Annotated in this window: 17 protein-coding genes; 13 read left to right on the top strand and 4 right to left on the bottom strand. The window is 45.6% G+C overall.

From position 1 onward, the window contains the following. The first annotated feature begins 195 nt into the window (after positions 1–195). The 10 genes from fabZ to R7E29_RS15905 all read left to right on the top strand — a co-directional run bounded on the left by fabZ (position 196) and on the right by R7E29_RS15905 (position 11224). Entirely contained in the window at positions 196–648 is a 453-nt protein-coding gene (gene fabZ / locus R7E29_RS15860; protein ID WP_005380349.1) for a 3-hydroxyacyl-ACP dehydratase FabZ, read from the top strand. 1 nt (position 649) lies between these two features. Then, positions 650–1438 carry an acyl-ACP--UDP-N-acetylglucosamine O-acyltransferase gene (gene lpxA, locus R7E29_RS15865; protein ID WP_005380357.1) on the top strand — a complete coding sequence of 263 codons (789 nt, stop codon included), beginning with the start codon at positions 650–652 and terminating at the stop codon, positions 1436–1438. Positions 1439–1557: 119 nt separating this feature from the next. After that, positions 1558–2697, top strand: a complete 1140-nt coding sequence (gene lpxB, locus R7E29_RS15870) for a lipid-A-disaccharide synthase (protein ID WP_042521417.1) — start codon at positions 1558–1560, stop codon at positions 2695–2697. A gap of 9 nt (positions 2698–2706) precedes the next feature. Further along, positions 2707–3342, top strand: coding sequence for a ribonuclease HII (gene rnhB / locus R7E29_RS15875; protein ID WP_145473570.1), 636 nt, complete (start codon positions 2707–2709; stop codon positions 3340–3342). Between the two features lie 81 nt (positions 3343–3423). Continuing rightward, a complete protein-coding gene (gene dnaE, locus R7E29_RS15880; protein ID WP_213962814.1) occupies positions 3424–6903 on the top strand; it encodes a DNA polymerase III subunit alpha in 3480 nt (1159 codons plus the stop codon). Between the two features lie 46 nt (positions 6904–6949). After that, on the top strand, positions 6950–7909 hold the full coding sequence (accA, locus tag R7E29_RS15885) for an acetyl-CoA carboxylase carboxyl transferase subunit alpha (protein ID WP_005380365.1): 960 nt from the start codon (positions 6950–6952) through the stop codon (positions 7907–7909). Between the two features lie 106 nt (positions 7910–8015). Continuing rightward, positions 8016–9326 (top strand): tRNA lysidine(34) synthetase TilS, encoded by a 1311-nt coding sequence (gene tilS / locus R7E29_RS15890; protein WP_213906540.1) that lies wholly within the window; start codon positions 8016–8018, stop codon positions 9324–9326. A gap of 70 nt (positions 9327–9396) precedes the next feature. Further along, positions 9397–9711 (top strand): c-type cytochrome, encoded by a 315-nt coding sequence (locus R7E29_RS15895; RefSeq protein WP_213906541.1) that lies wholly within the window; start codon positions 9397–9399, stop codon positions 9709–9711. Positions 9712–9899: 188 nt separating this feature from the next. Continuing rightward, positions 9900–10238: a nitrogen regulatory protein P-II gene (glnB, locus tag R7E29_RS15900; protein WP_005380372.1), complete on the top strand. Its 339-nt coding sequence runs from the start codon at positions 9900–9902 to the stop codon at positions 10236–10238. 140 nt (positions 10239–10378) lie between these two features. Next, complete coding sequence (locus tag R7E29_RS15905) at positions 10379–11224, top strand: endonuclease/exonuclease/phosphatase family protein (protein ID WP_213906542.1); 846 nt, start codon at positions 10379–10381, stop codon at positions 11222–11224. Between the two features lies 1 nt (position 11225). Here R7E29_RS15905 and R7E29_RS15910 read toward each other — a convergent pair whose 3' ends face one another. The 3 genes from R7E29_RS15910 to gloB all read right to left on the bottom strand — a co-directional run bounded on the left by R7E29_RS15910 (position 11226) and on the right by gloB (position 14505). Then, complete coding sequence (locus R7E29_RS15910; protein ID WP_005380375.1) at positions 11226–11912, bottom strand: YIP1 family protein; 687 nt, start codon at positions 11910–11912, stop codon at positions 11226–11228. Beyond that, positions 11909–13492: a LysM peptidoglycan-binding domain-containing protein gene (locus R7E29_RS15915; protein ID WP_054574850.1), complete on the bottom strand. Its 1584-nt coding sequence runs from the start codon at positions 13490–13492 to the stop codon at positions 11909–11911. The genes R7E29_RS15910 and R7E29_RS15915 overlap by 4 nt, the downstream gene beginning before the upstream one ends. A 254-nt stretch (positions 13493–13746) precedes the next feature. Then, on the bottom strand, positions 13747–14505 hold the full coding sequence (gene gloB, locus R7E29_RS15920) for a hydroxyacylglutathione hydrolase (protein ID WP_017636045.1): 759 nt from the start codon (positions 14503–14505) through the stop codon (positions 13747–13749). Positions 14506–14542: 37 nt separating this feature from the next. Between gloB and R7E29_RS15925 the strand changes: the two genes are divergently transcribed. After that, positions 14543–15289: a class I SAM-dependent methyltransferase gene (locus R7E29_RS15925; RefSeq protein ID WP_017636046.1), complete on the top strand. Its 747-nt coding sequence runs from the start codon at positions 14543–14545 to the stop codon at positions 15287–15289. Here R7E29_RS15925 and rnhA read toward each other — a convergent pair. Then, positions 15286–15750: a ribonuclease HI gene (rnhA, locus tag R7E29_RS15930; RefSeq protein WP_005380384.1), complete on the bottom strand. Its 465-nt coding sequence runs from the start codon at positions 15748–15750 to the stop codon at positions 15286–15288. The two genes, R7E29_RS15925 and rnhA, sit on opposite strands and share 4 nt — an antisense overlap. Before the next feature lie 59 nt (positions 15751–15809). Between rnhA and dnaQ the strand changes: the two genes are divergently transcribed. Together dnaQ and R7E29_RS15940 are read left to right on the top strand one after the other, a co-directional pair. After that, positions 15810–16532, top strand: a complete 723-nt coding sequence (gene dnaQ / locus R7E29_RS15935) for a DNA polymerase III subunit epsilon (protein ID WP_017636047.1) — start codon at positions 15810–15812, stop codon at positions 16530–16532. An 8-nt stretch (positions 16533–16540) separates the two neighbouring features. Further along, complete coding sequence (locus R7E29_RS15940) at positions 16541–17791, top strand: TIGR03503 family protein (RefSeq protein WP_042521423.1); 1251 nt, start codon at positions 16541–16543, stop codon at positions 17789–17791. The last annotated feature ends 112 nt before the right edge of the window (positions 17792–17903 follow it).

The following is a 17903-nucleotide window of genomic DNA, read 5'->3' on the forward strand; positions in this document are numbered from 1 at the left end:
TAACAAGCTCTAGTTCCATATTCTGTAAGAAGACTCGCGAAATGCGGGTCTTTTTCTTCTATAATGACGCGCTCTAAGTAGATTTAACTCCAAGATGGTGCGTATTTTGCTAGTATATTGCAAAGCGATTCGGCTTTACGACCTGTTGCCACGTTTGCCATCTTGGCGGCAAAAAATTGATATAGGAAGACGACTTTGACTACTGAAAAGAAAACGATGAACATCTCTGAAATTCAAGAGCTACTACCTCATCGCTACCCATTCTTATTGATCGACCGAGTGATAGACTTCCAAGAAGAGAAGTACCTTCACGCGATTAAAAACGTGTCGGTTAACGAACCTCAGTTCACAGGTCACTTTCCTCAACTACCAGTATTCCCAGGTGTTTTGATTTTAGAAGCAATGGCTCAGGCAACAGGCTTACTTGCATTTAAATCATTTGGTGCACCAACAGAAAATGAACTGTACTACTTTGCAAGCGTAGACGGCGCGAAATTCCGTAAACCAGTGGTTCCGGGCGACCAATTGGTTATTGAGGTAGAATTTCTGAAAGAACGTCGCGGCATTGCTGCATTTAGCGGTGTAGCAAAAGTTGACGGTGAAGTGGTATGTTCTGCAGAACTGAAGTGTGCTCGTCGAGAGTTTTAATATGATTCATGAAACCGCTAAAATCCACCCGGCAGCGGTGGTAGAAGAGGGCGCCAAAATTGGTGCTAACGTAACAGTAGGTCCTTTTACGTACATCACCTCTACGGTTGAAATTGGTGAAGGCACAGAAGTGATGTCTCACGTTGTGATCAAAGGTCACACAACTATTGGCAAAGATAACCGTATTTTCCCACATGCTGTCATTGGTGAAGAAAACCAAGACAAAAAATACGGTGGTGAAGACACAACTGTGGTTATCGGTGACCGTAACGTCATTCGTGAAGCGGTCCAAGTTCACCGCGGCACAGTGCAAGACAAAGCAACCACGATCATTGGTGATGACAACTTATTGTGTGTGAATGCACACGTTGCGCATGATGTTGTTATTGGTAACCACACTCATATCGGTAATAACTCGATTCTTGGTGGTCACGTTACTGTTGATGATTATGCCGGTGTGATGGCACTGTCTGCGATTCATCCGTTTTGTACAGTGGGCGCTTACGCATACATTGGCGGCTGTTCAGCTGTGGTGCAAGATGTCCCAGCTTATGTACTCGCGCAAGGTAACCACGCTACTCCATTCGGCTTGAACCTTGTTGGCTTGAAGCGTAATGGCTTTGAGAAACCAGAGATTCGTGCGCTACAAAAAGCGTATAAAGAAATCTACCGTTCAGGTAAGACGCTAGAAGAAGTGAAGCCTATTCTGGCTGAAATGGCTCAAGAGTGGCCGGCTGTGAAGCGTTTCTCAGATATTCTGGAAACGACGGAACGTGGCATTATTCGTTAATTGGCGAATGAACCAATAAATAAAAAGATCGTGACCAAATTTGAGGTTACGATCTTTTTGTGTTTTATGGATAAGGCAAACCGTTATCCATAGCGCACAGGAAAAATAGCGAAGTAGATATGGAAAGACCATTACGTATTGGCATCATTGCCGGAGAATTGTCTGGCGATACGCTAGGTGAAGGCTTTATCAAAGCAGTAAAGCAACAATTTCCAGACGCAGAGTTCGTAGGCATTGGTGGTCCGAAAATGATAGCCCAAGGTTGCGAGTCTCTGTTTGATATGGAAGAGCTTGCGGTGATGGGATTAGTCGAGGTTTTAGGCCGCTTACCGAGACTTCTTAAAGTGAAAGCTGAGCTCGTTCAGTATTTTACTCAGAATCCGCCTGATGTTTTCATCGGGATCGATGCTCCTGACTTCAACTTACGCTTGGAGCTTGACCTCAAGCAAGCGGGCATTAAAACCGTTCATTACGTGAGTCCGTCTGTTTGGGCTTGGCGTCAGAAGCGCATCTTTAAAATAGAAGCGGCAACGAACTTGGTGCTAGCATTTCTTCCGTTTGAGAAAGCGTTTTACGACAAATTTAATGTACCTTGCGAGTTCATTGGTCATACCTTGGCTGATGCCATCCCACTAGAATCAGAACAAGCGCCTGCACGTGAGTTGCTTGGTTTAGAACAAGATAAAAAGTGGCTTGCTGTCCTGCCAGGCAGTCGTGGTAGCGAGTTAAAAATGCTCTCAGAGCCATTTATTGAAACCTGCAAGTTACTCCATAACAAATTTCCAGAACTGGGGTTTGTTGTCGCGCTTGTTAATCAAAAACGCCGTGAGCAGTTTGAACAAGCATGGAAAGAGCTAGCGCCAGAGTTGGACTTCAAGTTAGTTGATGACACCGCACGCAACGTCATCACCGCATCCGATGCCGTGATGTTGGCCTCTGGTACCGTAGCGTTGGAGTGTATGCTTCTCAAGCGTCCAATGGTGGTGGGTTATCGTGTGAATGCATTTACCGCTTTCTTAGCTAAACGTCTATTGAAAACGAAGTATGTGTCATTGCCGAATATCTTGGCGGATGATGAGCTCGTCAAAGAATATCTACAAGATGAGTGCACACCAGACAATTTGTTTACTGAGGTTTCTCGCTTATTGGAAAGCGACAATAAACCGATGTTAGATAAGTTTACGGAAATGCATCATTGGATCCGTAAAGATGCGGATCAACAAGCCGCAAACGCGGTTCTAAAACTGATTGAAAAATAGAGATTTATCATGGCTGTTAAACCAAAAGCGACCAAAACCAAAGTTGAACTCCCTCCGTTTGAATATCCGCAAGGTTATCAGCTTGTGGCCGGAGTCGACGAGGTAGGACGTGGCCCTTTGGTGGGAGACGTCGTCACCGCTGCGGTTATCCTTGATCCTAACAATCCTATTGAAGGTTTGAACGATTCGAAAAAATTGACCGAAAAGAAACGCATGGCGCTGCTTCCTGAAATCAAAGAAAAAGCATTGGCGTGGGCGGTCGGGCGTTGTTCTCCTGAAGAAATCGATCAACTGAATATTTTACAGGCGACTATGGTTGCGATGCAGCGTGCAGTGGCGGGGTTACAGGTTCAACCTGATTTGGTGTTGATTGATGGTAACCGTTGTCCAGAGCTGACAATGGATGCTCAAGCTGTAGTAAAAGGCGATCTACGCGTTGCCGAAATCAGTGCGGCTTCCATTATTGCCAAAGTCGTGCGTGACCAAGAGATGGAAGAGTTGGATAAACTTCATCCACAATTTGGCTTCGCGAAGCACAAAGGTTATCCAACTAAAGCGCACTTTGAAGCGATTGAGCAACACGGAGTGATCAGTGAACACCGAAAGAGTTTCAAACCAGTAAAAAAAGCTTTAGGCATAGAATAATCAAACGATCTAATTGGTGTTATAAACCCAACCTCTTTAGGTTAGAATCCCCAACAAAATAGAGTTACACGGTACCTGTTAATGTCAGATCCCAAATTCATCCACCTGCGTGTTCATAGTGACTTCTCGATGGTGGATGGCCTCAACAAAGTTCCGCCAATCGTAAAGAAAGTTGCTGAGCTCGGCATGCCCGCAATGGCGTTGACCGACTTTACCAACCTATGTGGTTTGGTGAAGTTTTACGGTACGGCGCATGGCAGTGGTGTTAAACCGATCATTGGTGCTGACTTTAAAATGCAGTCGGACGAGTTTGGTGAAGAGCTGACACAAGTGACTTTGCTTGCGGCGGATAATGTGGGTTATAAGAACCTGACGTTATTGATATCAAAAGCGTACTTACGCGGACATGTTCAACACCACCCTGTGATTGATAAAGTCTGGTTGGCTGAAATGTCTGAAGGCTTGATTGTATTATCCGGCGGTAAAAGCGGGGAAATTGGTCGCGGCCTTTTGAAAGGCAACCGTCAAATAGTGCAAGGGTGTGTTGATTTTTATAAACAGCATTTTCCAGATCGCTTTTATCTTGAGTTACTTCGTACCGGTCGTCCAGATGAAGAAACTTATCTTCACTTTGCAGTTGAATTGGCAGAGCAGCAAGACTTGCCAGTAGTGGCGACCAATGAAGTTGTATTCCTGAGTCCAGACCTATTTGATGCTCATGAAATACGCGTAGCGATTCACGATGGTTACACATTAGAAGATCCGCGTAGGCCAAAAAACTACAGTCCGCAGCAATATCTTCGTACAGAAGAAGAAATGTGCGAGCTGTTTGCTGATATTCCTGAAGCGTTAGAAAACAGTGTCGAGATAGCGAAACGTTGTAACGTGACTGTGCGCTTAGGGGAGTACTTCCTACCAGCCTTCCCAACTGAAGGGATGAAAGAGACTGAGTTCTTAGTCATGAAATCCCGAGAGGGCTTGGAAGAGCGTTTAGAGTTCCTATTTCCAGATGAGGAAGAGAGGAAACGTCGTCGCCCTGAATATGATGAACGTCTTCAGATAGAGCTAGATGTTATCAACCAAATGGGATTCCCTGGTTACTTCTTGATCGTAATGGAGTTCATCCAGTGGTCAAAAGATAATGGAATTCCTGTAGGTCCTGGACGTGGTTCCGGTGCCGGCTCTTTGGTGGCTTACGCATTAAAAATCACCGACCTGGATCCATTAGAATACGACTTGCTGTTCGAACGTTTCTTGAACCCAGAACGTGTCTCGATGCCCGATTTCGACGTCGATTTCTGTATGGATAAACGTGACCAGGTTATTGACCACGTTGCGGAAATGTACGGTCGTGACGCGGTGTCTCAGATCATCACGTTTGGTACCATGGCGGCAAAAGCGGTAATCCGTGACGTTGGCCGCGTATTGGGTCATCCATTTGGTTTTGTTGATCGTATTTCAAAGCTGATCCCGCCCGATCCAGGCATGACGCTAGATAAGGCGTTTAAAGCTGAACCTGCACTACCTGAATTGTATGAGGCCGATGAGGAAGTTAAAGAACTCATCGACATGTGTCATATTTTGGAAGGCTGTACGCGAAACGCCGGTAAACACGCTGGTGGTGTTGTAATTTCACCTACAACAATTACCGATTTTGCGCCAATTTATGCAGACGCTGAAGGTCACTTTCCGGTTACTCAATTTGATAAAAACGATGTTGAGACCGCTGGCCTAGTTAAGTTTGACTTCTTGGGTTTACGTACCTTAACCATTATTGACTGGGCGTTAGGGCTGATTAACCCACGTCTAGAGCGAGAAGGTAAAGAACCGGTTCAAATTGAATCCATACCGTTAGAAGACCCAGCCTCTTTCCGTTTGTTGCAAAACTCTGAAACGACAGCAGTATTCCAGCTTGAATCTCGAGGTATGAAAGAGCTGATCAAGCGACTTCAGCCAGACTGTTTCGAAGACATTATCGCATTGGTAGCACTCTTCCGTCCGGGTCCTTTGCAATCGGGCATGGTAGATAACTTTATCGACCGTAAACATGGTCGAGAGGCGATCTCTTATCCAGATGAAAAGTGGCAACACGAGTCGCTAAAAGAGACGCTTGATCCAACCTACGGCATCATCCTGTACCAAGAGCAGGTAATGCAGATTGCGCAGATCTTAGCGGGTTACACGCTAGGTGGTGCGGACATGCTCCGTCGTGCAATGGGTAAGAAAAAGCCAGAAGAGATGGCAAAACAACGTGCTATCTTTGAAGAAGGTGCGATAAAGAACGGTATCGATGGCGAGTTGGCGATGAAAATCTTCGACTTGGTAGAGAAGTTCGCTGGTTATGGTTTTAACAAATCGCACTCGGCTGCTTATGCATTGGTTTCTTATCAGACTCTTTGGCTGAAAACCCATTATCCTGCCGAATTTATGGCCGCGGTAATGACAGCTGATATGGATAACACGGAAAAAGTCGTTGGCTTGGTCGATGAGTGTTTCCGTATGAAGCTCACCGTGCTGCCACCAGACATCAACTCTGGCCTATATCGCTTTAATGTTGATGAAAATGGCGCAATTGTTTACGGTATTGGTGCGATAAAAGGGGTAGGTGAAGGCCCTATCGATGCGATTCTTGAGGCGAGAAATAAAGGTGGTCACTTTAAAGACCTATTTGATTTCTGTGCTCGAGTTGATCTAAAACGCGTCAATAAACGAGTGATAGAGAAGCTGATCTACGCGGGTGCGTTAGATCGACTAGGTCCACACCGCGCGGCGATGATGGCGTCACTCAATGATGCGGTAAAAGCGGCAAGTCAACATCACCAAGCCGAGGCGTTTGGTCAAACGGATATGTTTGGTGTGCTAACGGATGCGCCTGAAGAAGTAGAGCACAAGTATACGCAAGTTCCGCCTTGGCCAGAAAAAGTGTGGTTAGAGGGCGAGCGTGATACCCTAGGTCTATATTTGACAGGGCACCCAATTAACGCCTACGTAAAGGAACTAAACAAATACACCAGTTGTCGACTAAAAGACGCAACGCCTACGCGTCGCGACCAATCTGTCACGGTAGCCGGCCTGGTTATTGCCGCTCGTGTAATGACGACCAAGCGTGGTACACGAATTGGTATTATGACACTGGATGACCGAAGTGGTCGTATGGAAGTGATGTTGTTCTCCGATGCGCTGGATCGATACGCTGAACTTCTCGAAAAAGACAGAATTTTGGTCGTTTCTGGACAGGTCAGCTTTGATGACTTCAACGGTGGCCTTAAAATGTCGGCGCGTGAAGTTATGGATCTCGGCAGTGCGCGCGAGAAATACGCTCGTGGTTTGTCGGTATCGATAGATGCAAATCAGATCAACGATCAGTTTTTTGAGCAGTTCAGCCGTATTTTAGAACCGCACAAAGCCGGAACCGTACCCGTCAATGTATACTACCAGCGTGCCGACGCCAGAGCGCGGTTAACATTGGGCACCGAGTGGCGAGTTACGCCAAGTGATACATTACTCGACGATTTAAAACAGTTGCTTGGCAAAAGCCAGGTAGAACTCGAATTTAACTAAAAATTCAGCGCAATATGTTAGACGCTGAGTAAACAAGGATTCATAGATGAGCCTAAACTTTCTTGAATTTGAAAAGCCAATTGCAGAACTAGAAGCGAAAATTGAAGCATTACGTGATGTCTCTCGTCACGGTGGTGATTCTGCGATTGACCTGGATAAAGAAATCGAACAGCTTGAGAAGAAAAGCTTAGAGCTGAAGAAAAAAACCTTCAGTGACCTAGGTGCATGGGAAACAGCTCAACTGGCTCGTCACCCACTACGTCCTTACACGCTGGATTACATCCAACACGCTTTTGAGGAGTTTGATGAATTAGCGGGTGACCGCGCGTTTGCAGACGACAAAGCGATTGTGGGTGGCATGGCTCGCCTTGAAGGCCGCCCTGTGATGATCATTGGTCACCAAAAAGGTCGTGAGACCAAAGAAAAGGTGAAACGTAACTTTGGTATGCCGAAACCAGAAGGCTACCGTAAGGCTCTACGCTTGATGGAAATGGCAGAGCGTTTCAACATGCCGATCATCACATTTATTGACACGGCTGGCGCATACCCAGGTGTGGGCGCAGAAGAACGTGGTCAATCTGAAGCTATCGCGAAAAACCTAAAAGTGATGTCTGGTCTTAAAGTACCAGTAATCTGTAACGTTGTCGGTGAAGGCGGTTCTGGTGGTGCATTAGCAATCGGTGTAGGCGACTACGTGAACATGCTTCAGTACTCTACGTACTCAGTAATTTCTCCTGAGGGTTGTGCTTCAATCTTATGGCGTGATTCAGACAAAGCGCCACAAGCGGCAGAGGCAATGGGTCTAACTGCTCCGCGTCTTAAAGAGCTTGAACTGATCGACGAAATCATCGAAGAGCCACTAGGCGGCGCTCATCGCGATCATGTTCAAATGGCAGCGAATATGAAAGCGACACTACTTCGTCAGCTCGAAGATCTAGAACAACTGGATGAAGAGACGCTACGCGAACGTCGTTACCAGCGCCTAATGAGCTACGGTTACTGTTAATTTCGGTGATTGCTGTTAAGCGTTAGCTGATATCTCAATTGATAACAGTTAAAATAGAAAGGGTTGGATGAGAGTCCAGCCCTTTTTTGCACCTATCGGATCGTTTATGGAATCGCTTTACCTGCATTTTGCTCAAGTTCTCGGCCGCTACTATCAATCAGGCACTAAGGTTGTCTTGGCGTTTAGCGGAGGAGTGGATTCACGTCTTTTACTCGAATTACTCAGTCGCTACCAACAAGCGCACTCTGTAGAGTGTCACGCTGTGTATGTGCACCATGGTTTAAGCTCGAATGCCGATAATTGGGCCGATAAATGCTTACTTTGGGCACAACAAGTGGGGATATCGTGCTCGATCGAGCGAGTGAGCTTAGACATCAGCAATGGTGAAAGTATTGAACTTCTTGCTCGTGAAGCTCGCTACCAAGCCTTAACTAAGTACATTCAAGAAGGCGATATACTGTTGACTGGTCAACATGCCGACGATCAAATAGAGACTTTTCTCCTTGCTCTTAAGCGCGGTAGCGGGCCAAAAGGGTTATCTTCGATGGCGGAGAGTATGCCGTTTTCTTGCGGATCTCTAGTTCGACCATTGCTTACTATCAAGCGGAAGACCATCGAAGACGCCGCTACTAAATTAGGCTTGGAGTGGGTGGAAGACGAAAGCAATCAAGATACCCGTTATGATCGTAACTTTCTTCGTCATTGTGTTGTTCCTGAATTGTCTGGTCGTTGGCCGAGTATCCATCAAGCGGTTCAGCGCAGTGCAAGCTTATGTGCTCAACAAGAAGCGCTATTGGATGAACTATTGAGCGCGGTGTTTGAACGCGCTTTACAAACGGATCTAAGTTTGAGTATTGAAGAACTGGCTAAGCACAGTGAATTAGCACGTGCGCGCTTGATTCGTATGTGGCTAGCTAAGCTTAATACTAGTATGCCGACTCAGGTACAACTCAATCTTATCTGGAATGAAGTGGCATTAGCTCAGCAAGATGCCAACCCCAAACTACAACTTAAACAAGGTGAAGTGCGCCGTTTTCGAAATCGTCTCTATTGGGTAACGGACACGGCTGATGTCACTAAGTGGCAAAGTACGATTCAGGTTGATGCGACTTTGTCGCTGCCTGAGGGACTCGGGGAGCTGACCTTAACGACGAGTTCTAGTAACGCAACGATTGCGCTACCGAGTCAGCCAGAATTGCTTCGCGTGACCTTTAATCCGGAAGGTTTATCAGCGCATCCAACCACGCGTAATCACAGTCGAAAACTGAAGAAGTTATTCCAAGAATACAATGTGCCAAGCTGGCTGCGTCGTCAAATTCCGATTTTAATGTACCAAGACCGAGTCGTTGCTGTGGCAGATCTGTTCGTTGATCAGGCTTTTAATGGTCAAGATTGTGAACTTATTTGGCGCAGGTAATGAAAATTCATGCCACAATGTCGATTATAAAATATAAAAATCCTTAAATAATAATTGATTAGGTGAAGCAATGAAGAAAACAATCATGGGTGCAATGGTGGTGTTAACCATGTTTAGTGGGCAAGCTCTAGCTGCGGGAGATGCTACAGCAGGTCAAGCAAAGTCGGGAGTATGCGCGGCGTGTCATGGCGCTGATGGTATTGCTGTCATTCCGGGTTACCCAAATCTGAAAGGGCAAAATGAGCAATATATTATCAGTTCAATTAAAGCTTATAAAAATAAAGAGCGAACAGGTGGACTTGCTGCTGTGATGCAAGCTCAAGCTTCATTGTTGTCTGATGAAGACATCGCTAACCTAGCGGCTTACTACGCAAGTTTGAAGTAAACGTGAGCCTGAAGTAAAGCTTGGACGATTGGGCATTGAGCAGTCCTCATTGGGTTTTATCAACTCACGATATTCGCTATGTTAATTTGCTCAGCCTGGATTTTCGCTGGTGGAGCAGAGACAAACATTGAATGTTGCGAAACGCTAAACGATAATAAGCGCAATCGATTGAAGCTTAAGGGATGAACATGAAAAAAATTGAAGCGATTATCAAGCCATTTAAATTGGATGATGTTCGAGAAGCGCTAGCTGAAGTTGGCATTACAGGGATGACCGTCTCTGAAGTGAAAGGTTTTGGTCGCCAAAAGGGTCACACAGAGCTTTACCGTGGTGCAGAGTATATGGTGGACTTTCTACCTAAAGTGAAGCTCGAAATCGTTGTAACCGAAGATGTGGCTGATAAATGCGTAGAGACAATCATTGAAACCGCGCAAACTGGTAAGATTGGTGATGGTAAAATATTCGTCACTGATATTGAGCGTGTGGTTCGTATTCGTACTGGTGAAGAAGACGAAGACGCGATCTAAGGTTTCTTGTCACCTGTTTCGTATTTATTATGCTAAAAGGGAGCCAAGTGGCTCCTTTTTTGTTGTTTGCTTATTAGTGAAATCATTTAACCCGAGATTGGTTGTTCTAGATTTCGGGTGCCTACATTCAGGTTTGTCGTATGTTTAAGCGTTTTTTTCTGGCGTTAGCTTTTCTTATTATGGCGGTATTGGTCGGCTTCCAGGTTATTTTCACCGTACCAGATCAGCCGCAAATTATTACCCAAACAGGTACCGAGCTGACACAAGATATTAGGTGCATCGAATTTAGCGATTCAAAAGCTCTCGATCATGACGGCAAAATCAATGTGCTTGTCTGGAATATCTACAAACAGAACCGGGCTAATTGGCAACGTGCACTCGATGAGTTTTCTGCTGATAAGCAGTTACTGTTATTGCAAGAAGCCAGCATGACACCATCATTTAAACAGTGGTTGGTGGATGGTCGCTGGGTTAGTAATCAAGTGAGTGCTTTTAAGGCGCTGGGTAGCGGTGCCGGTGTAATTAGTATTGCTCAAGGGCAACCAGAAAAAGCCTGCGCTTACACCTCTAAAGAGCCGTGGCTTCGCTTACCTAAGTCTGCATTATATAGCCAGTATCACTTGAGTAATGGCGAGAAACTCGCAGTGGTGAATGTACATGCGATTAACTTCACCGTAGGTACAAAAGAGTATGTATCGCAGTTAACGGCGCTTGAAATACTTTTAAAGCATCATGTGGGGCCAATTCTATTTGCTGGAGACTTCAATAGCTGGAGTGAATCTCGCGTTAATGCGATGAGGCAGGCCTTAAAGGCTGCGGACTTACAAGAGGTGACGTTCTTGCCGGATCATCGAGTCCAATTTATAACAGGGTTACCACTGGACCATGTGTTTTACCGAGGTCTGACGCTTAAGTACGCAAAAGCGCCGCAGAGCGACGCTTCCGATCATAACCCATTGTTATTGTCATTTACGTTAAATGACTAGCTTAGGTTACCACAATATAAAGTGCCCAAATAACGTAGAAGAATACCCATGGCAGGCTTGCAATCACCAAAGCTTGGCCACGTTCAAACTCCGTCCACGTCAGTACAACGCCGTAGCCGAGCACAATGTACCAAGGCAGAAGCAAAGGTAACGAGCTAGCGAAATGAGACCATTCGTTAGTAAGAGGCAGCTTTAATAGACCATTGAGGCTATTTAAATCGGCAGCGTAAGTCATTACCTGACCATGCTTGAGTAGCAAGCTCGCGTAGCTTGCTACATCGCCCAATACTGCTGGGAATAAGATAGCACACGATGCGGCAAACCATTTCCAGTAACCGTATTGTTGTTTGCTTGCCTTTGTTGCAAGAAAGAACCAAAGCGCGAGCAATAGTAAGGTGGCAAAGCGGTTGAATACATCATTGATGATCGCGCTTGCCATTAGCGTGTTTGGTTCTAATAGCTCAATCTGCTTCGGGTCGATTTGCTGAAATTGCGCAGCAAGTTGGTCACTGAGCCACGTGAAATCGACATTCGAAAAGTAAGCACCCCAGAATAAAAACGGACTAAGCATCAGGAAGATGAACGGTTGCCATCCCCATCCACCGCGTTGATAAAGCGCAAGAAAACAAGATGTTGGAGAACGAAAAATGTCCAACAGCATCACAAGTGGATTGCTTGATGGGTTCATACACTTACCTTCGTTACGTCAACGTACAACTTAAGCTTTTGACCTGGTTGTAAGTATTTTTTCTTGTGTAGCGAGTTCCATTTCACGATGTCGTTCGTTTTTACTTTGAACTTGCTTGCAATGCCGCTAATGGTGTCGCCAGAGCGAACGTTGTAGAAAACGGTACGGATCACAGAACCTTTGTCTGAATCCTTCCAAATCACTAGCTTTTGACCCACACGCAATGGATCTTTAGGGCCCATACCATTCCATTTTGCTAACGATTTATACGACACTTTATTGTTACGTGCGATTGACCACAAACTTTCTCCAGACTGAACGACATGGGTGAGTTTGAGTTGACCACGAGCACGAGATTGAGTCTTGCTTAATCGGTTTTGTGCCGTTAATGCATATTTTGCATCGTCTTTTGTTGATGTCGGAATCAATAGGTATTGACCAATACGAATGTTGTTATTCGATAGGCCGTTGGCACGTCGAATGACTTTCGTGGTTGTGCCGTATTTATTAGCTAGCACGCTTAAAGAGTCACCAGATTTCACCTTGTAGCGAGCGACCTTCATCCCTTTACCGCGATTTTTCTCCACCTTGGTGAGAAAAGTCTCTTTTTTCTCTACGGGAATCAAAAGTTGGTGCGGCCCCTCAGGCGCTGTCGACCACTGGTTGTATGCTGGGTTGTAACTCTGCAACTCTTTTACGCTAATGCCGGCATAATCTGCGGCAATAGCCAGATCTAACTGCTCTTCTGGATCAACAAGCGTTAGAACAGGCTTGTTTGGAATTGCAGGAATATTAAGTCCGTACTTGTCTTGGTTTGCGATAACGTCAGCCAAGGCCAATAGCTTAGGAACGTAACTGCTGGTCTCTTTTGGTAAGTCTAATGAGAAGAAATCGATAGGTTTACCGAGCTTTTTATTCTTACGAATTGCGCTAGAAACTCGGCCTCCACCGCTGTTATAAGCGGCGATTGCATGTTCCCAGTTACCATCAAAACGCTCGTTTAGTTGTACTAGGTAGTCCAGCGCTGCATCCGTTGCTGCTGCCACATCTCTGCGACCGTCATACCAGTAGTTTTGCTCTAGTCCCATCATTTTTCCGGTGCCAGGGACAAATTGCCACAACCCAGCCGCGCTACCATGTGAGTAGGCAAAGGCATCGAATGAACTTTCCACTACAGGAAGTAAAGCTAGCTCCATTGGGAGTCCGCGCTCTTCGATACGTTTTGTGATCATGTATAGAAAAGGAGTCGCACGCTTAGATACCGTGTAAAGGTGATTTGGGTGCTTTAAATACCACGTACGGTAGTAGTCCACTTTCTTGTGGTTTGGGATATCCATGTCCAGCTGCATGGCGATACGTTGCCACACATCTTCTTGTTCTTGGGGGGAGAGAACTTTAGGCGCGTCGTTAGCGGATTTTTTTGCTAGTGACGATTTATTGCCCGGTTGAGCTTTTACTGCATTTTGCTTTGCAGTCTGCTCAGATTTATTGGTTTCTGGTGTAGAAGACGTTGAATCTGACTGAGTCAATTGACAGCCAGATAATAACAACGCCAACGCCCAAGTATACTTCAAACGCATGGATTCAGCCTATTTAGGGCCTGTTTATCTTCACCTGCCTGTCGCGCAACGTAATGTGCGTGGCAGTCGCAAGATAATAGACATCTTTTAAACACTAACTAATTTATAGAGGCAAAGAGCTTCTAATTATGCAATGGGGAGAAATTCAAATAGATTTATATCAACCCCAAACGTAAGAGAAGCGCCAGTGGCGCTTCTCGAAAAATCAGTCCCTGATAATACTGGGGTCTTGCAAACTTACAAGCAGAAAATGGTTAAAATTCGTTCTTCCACTCGCGTAAAGCAGTAAAAACCGAGCATGGATCGCTATTTTTAATGCGACTAGCAACAGATTGAACCACGTCAGGGTTAGAGGTTCGCAAGAACGGATTAATCCACTTTTCTTTGCGTATTGTTGTTGGAAGTGTCGGAATGTTGAGTGCTCGCAGTCGGTTTACATCGTCGCGATATTGGCGAAGTTGCTCATTGTCAGGTTCAACCGCTAGAGCAAACGCCACGTTACTCGCGGTGTATTCATGCGCGCAGAAGACTTGAGTTTCTTCTGGTAGAGACGTTAGTTTGCTCAGTGATTCAAACATTTGCTCAGGCGTACCTTCAAAAATACGACCGCAGCCAGCAGAAAAGAGCACATCACCGCAAAAGAGTTTTCCGTCCCCAACGTAACCGATATGGCCCAAAGTATGGCCGGGTAACCCAAGTACTAAGAAAATCTCACCAAACAACTCCAGCTTGTCGCCTTCTTCCATTGGTGTCGTTAGGGTTGGAATTGGCTCTGATTTTGGGCCCACAACGGCGACGTCAGGAAATGCACGCACTAAGTCTGGAACGCCACCAATGTGATCGTTGTGGTGGTGCGTAATTAAAATCGCTTCTAAAGTTAATTCGTTAGCCTGCAGAAATTCTAATACTGGCTTCGCATCGCCCGGATCAACGACTGCGCAGCGCTTATCGCTATTTTGTATCAGCCAGATGTAATTATCATTAAATGCGGGTATGCTTTTGATCTCTAACACGATTCGTTCTCCGTCACCCATTTTAGTCAGGTGGTTAATGAAACCAGCACTCAGCAACAAAACTATACCACACCCGTCGACTTGGTCAGCAATGAACAACGGTCCGTGGGTGCTTGAGTCAATCCAGACCCGACTTGATGAATGGTGCCCGAAACTCTTCGGCTACCATATGCTCAAACTGGGCGGGTTGAGCTGTGAGCTAACCAGCTGTAATTGTAACATTCAACACCAAGTCAACGTAGATATCCAGAACCCGTTGCATAATGTGATTGCAGATGGTTACGAATTACCCTTTTTGGAAAAAAGCTTTGATGTTGTGATACTCGCTCATCAGCTCGACTATGCAAGCGATCCACACCGTTTGTTGCGTGAAGTCGATAGAGTGATGATGGATGATGGCTATGTAATTATTACTGGATTCAACCCATTAAGCTTGACTGGATTAGCGAGTTTGCTTCCATGGCGTAAACATAATTTGCCTTGGAGTGGACGAATGTTTACGTCGAACCGCATCAAAGATTGGTTAGGGTTACTTAATTATCAAGTGATTCATTGTGATCGTTATGCGCTGTTTCCGATGAAACGTTACCGTACGATGTGGACATGGTTGGAAAATAGTCTTGGTGATTGGGCATCACCCGCTGGGAGTTTGTATTACATAGTCGCGCGGAAACGGACATACCCTCTCAAGCCTATCAAACCGCATTGGCGCTTGAAGAAAAAGCTCACACCACTTGGGGTGATGAATCGAGAGGGTAACACTATGAGGAAAGAATCTCGCTAAGAGGGTTGGTAACCTGTATCTTCCTCAGTTGGGTTTTCTGCAGCAGTCCGGGCTAGCTCATCACACATTTCGTTCTCACGATGGCCCGCGTGGCCTTTTACCCAATGCCATTCAACTTGATGGCGTGCGGTTTCTTTGTCTAGAGCTTGCCATAAATCGGCATTCTTCACGGGTTTTTTATCCGCTGTTTTCCAACCACGCTTCTTCCAGTTATGGATCCACTGAGTAATACCTTGGCGCACATATTGGCTGTCAGTCGTTAAAGTGACTTTACAAGGTTGTTTTAACGTCTGTAGCGCGACGACAGCCGCCAACATTTCCATGCGGTTGTTGGTAGTTAACGTATAGCCTTTGGAAAGTGTCTTTTCTACGTCTTTGTAACGCAATACTATGCCGTAACCACCTGGTCCTGGGTTACCTAAACAAGAACCGTCAGTGAAAATCTCAACGTGTTTGGTCATATTTTTTGGTACTATTAGCCGAAACATTTAATAAAGCATAGTCTGACATACATAACCTTATGAATACCAGCAGCAATTCTGAATATAACCGCATTGTCGTTCTCGATACCGAAACCACAGGTATGAACCGCGAGGGTGGTCCTCACTACATGGGACACCGCATTATTGAAATCGGTGCCGTGGAGATCATCAACCGTAAGCTGACTGGTCGTCACTTCCACGTTTATTTAAAACCCGATCGTGAAATCCAACCAGAAGCGGTTGAAGTTCACGGTATTACGGATGAATTCTTGGTTGATAAACCGGAATACGCGAGCGTGCACCAAGAGTTTCTTGAGTTTATTAAAGGCGCAGAACTTGTTGCCCACAACGCGCCCTTCGATACCGGCTTTATGGATTACGAGTTTGGCATGCTCGATCCTAACATCGGCAAAACGGACGACTACTGCAAGGTGACCGATACCCTTGCTATGGCGAAGAAAATCTTCCCTGGTAAGCGAAACAACCTTGATATCTTATGTGAACGTTACGGTATTGATAACTCGCACCGTACACTCCACGGAGCTTTGCTCGATGCGGAGATTCTAGCCGACGTTTACCTCTTTATGACGGGTGGTCAAACGAGTCTAGAATTTAACGCGAATAAACAAGAGGGTGGGGTAGAAACCATTCGTCGTATTGAAGGAAGAAAAGCGCTAAAGGTTTTGCGCGCAAGTGCCGATGAACTAGAAGCTCACCAAAAAAGATTAGAGTTGGTGAACAACTGTATTTGGCATCAATAGGAGAAGCTATGTTGAGGGCTTTGTTGGTCGCGTTTTTAGCGATATGGAGTAGTCTCTCGAGTGCTGCGAGTGAATCTACAATGTCTTTGTTAGACAATCGCTTTCGAGTTGATCCAACCATCGAGCAGATCACGTTTTTGGTTTATCGTGAGCAAAGTTCTCAGCCAGTTGTTTTAGTCCGTCCTGACGGTAAAAAATACTATGCTTGGGGCTCTTACGACAATGTACGTTGGTATCAAGAAGCCTCACTCGATATTATTTCCGTTGATAACCCTATGCCAGGTCCATGGCAGGCTGTGGGGAAAGTTACGCCTAAAAATAACATCCGCTTAATTTCTCACCTAAAGCTCAGTACGGATCTGTTCCCAAACCGATTATATAATGGGGAAGCGCTTAAGTTTACAGCTCGCCTGACCTCCGACGGCAAACCTCTTGTACTGCGCGACTTCCTTGATCGCGTGAATCTGCGCGTGACATTTACCAAGTTTGTCGAAAATGAAGATGAGCTGATCAAAGAAGCACGTCCAGTGCCGATGGTTGTGGGTGAGTTTTCTGATGACGGCCGCGGCTTGGATGAAAAAGCAGGGGATGGTGTGTTTACGGTTCAGCTCCCAATAGACGTTGAGCCTGGTAAGTACCGCGCGCGCATCACGTCTGGCAATGGCGTATTCTTACGAGCGCAAGAACAAGTCATCTTGGTTTATCCGAACCCAATCTCTCGTACTTTTATTCAGGCTCGTAATCCCGATAAGCCACACCAATTAGTGGTGAGTGGCGAGCAAGGTATGATTGCACCAGGCTCTATAGCAGTCACAGTGAAAAAGGACGCTCCCGATGGTTTCATTAGTTACAGCCAAGGACAGGTCTCTAAAGATGGAATGAGAGTTACGTTGAACCTCAATAACGATGCTGAGCTTGGTAAGTACGCATGGCGCGGCGAGATCTTTGCCACTGATTTTGCAACTCAGCGTCCGTTGGTGTTTCCTATTCCAGAGCAAACTTTCAGTGTTGTTGATGAAGTTGATCTAGAAGCTGCTCGAATTGCAAAAGAAGCTGAATTAGCCGAGCAGCGCCGTATTGAAATGGAAAAGCAAATTATCGCTGAGCGAGAGGCTGAGCGTAAGCGCAGCATGATTATTATCGCGGTAGGTAACTTGATAATGCTGCTGATTGTGATCATTGCATGGATAGTCTGGCGCAAAATTAAAGCGAAGCGCGATGCCATGCCAGAGATGCAATTAGAAGTACCAAAGAAATAGTAGTAACACATAAAGCGAGAAACGGAGCCAATCGGCTCCGTTTTTTTATCAAGTTACCAAGTTGGAAGAAGAAAAATGGATAAATTATGAATATTTAAGTTTACTGTACTCA

It is taken from the genome of Vibrio sp. Vb1729 (assembly GCF_033338655.1).
Classification (GTDB): domain Bacteria; phylum Pseudomonadota; class Gammaproteobacteria; order Enterobacterales; family Vibrionaceae; genus Vibrio; species Vibrio alginolyticus.

Coding starts and splice junctions, on each gene's coding strand:
- R7E29_RS15905 (WP_213906542.1), top strand. CDS start 10,379: ATGTTTAAGCGTTTTTTTCTGGCGTTAGCTTTTCTTATTATGGCGGTA.
- R7E29_RS15925 (WP_017636046.1), top strand. CDS start 14,543: ATGAAACCAGCACTCAGCAACAAAACTATACCACACCCGTCGACTTGG.
- rnhB (WP_145473570.1), top strand. CDS start 2,707: ATGGCTGTTAAACCAAAAGCGACCAAAACCAAAGTTGAACTCCCTCCG.
- dnaQ (WP_017636047.1), top strand. CDS start 15,810: ATGAATACCAGCAGCAATTCTGAATATAACCGCATTGTCGTTCTCGAT.
- rnhA (WP_005380384.1), bottom strand. CDS start 15,750: ATGACCAAACACGTTGAGATTTTCACTGACGGTTCTTGTTTAGGTAAC.
- R7E29_RS15895 (WP_213906541.1), top strand. CDS start 9,397: ATGAAGAAAACAATCATGGGTGCAATGGTGGTGTTAACCATGTTTAGT.
- dnaE (WP_213962814.1), top strand. CDS start 3,424: ATGTCAGATCCCAAATTCATCCACCTGCGTGTTCATAGTGACTTCTCG.
- R7E29_RS15940 (WP_042521423.1), top strand. CDS start 16,541: ATGTTGAGGGCTTTGTTGGTCGCGTTTTTAGCGATATGGAGTAGTCTC.
- tilS (WP_213906540.1), top strand. CDS start 8,016: ATGGAATCGCTTTACCTGCATTTTGCTCAAGTTCTCGGCCGCTACTAT.
- lpxA (WP_005380357.1), top strand. CDS start 650: ATGATTCATGAAACCGCTAAAATCCACCCGGCAGCGGTGGTAGAAGAG.
- lpxB (WP_042521417.1), top strand. CDS start 1,558: ATGGAAAGACCATTACGTATTGGCATCATTGCCGGAGAATTGTCTGGC.
- glnB (WP_005380372.1), top strand. CDS start 9,900: ATGAAAAAAATTGAAGCGATTATCAAGCCATTTAAATTGGATGATGTT.
- accA (WP_005380365.1), top strand. CDS start 6,950: ATGAGCCTAAACTTTCTTGAATTTGAAAAGCCAATTGCAGAACTAGAA.
- R7E29_RS15910 (WP_005380375.1), bottom strand. CDS start 11,912: ATGAACCCATCAAGCAATCCACTTGTGATGCTGTTGGACATTTTTCGT.
- R7E29_RS15915 (WP_054574850.1), bottom strand. CDS start 13,492: ATGCGTTTGAAGTATACTTGGGCGTTGGCGTTGTTATTATCTGGCTGT.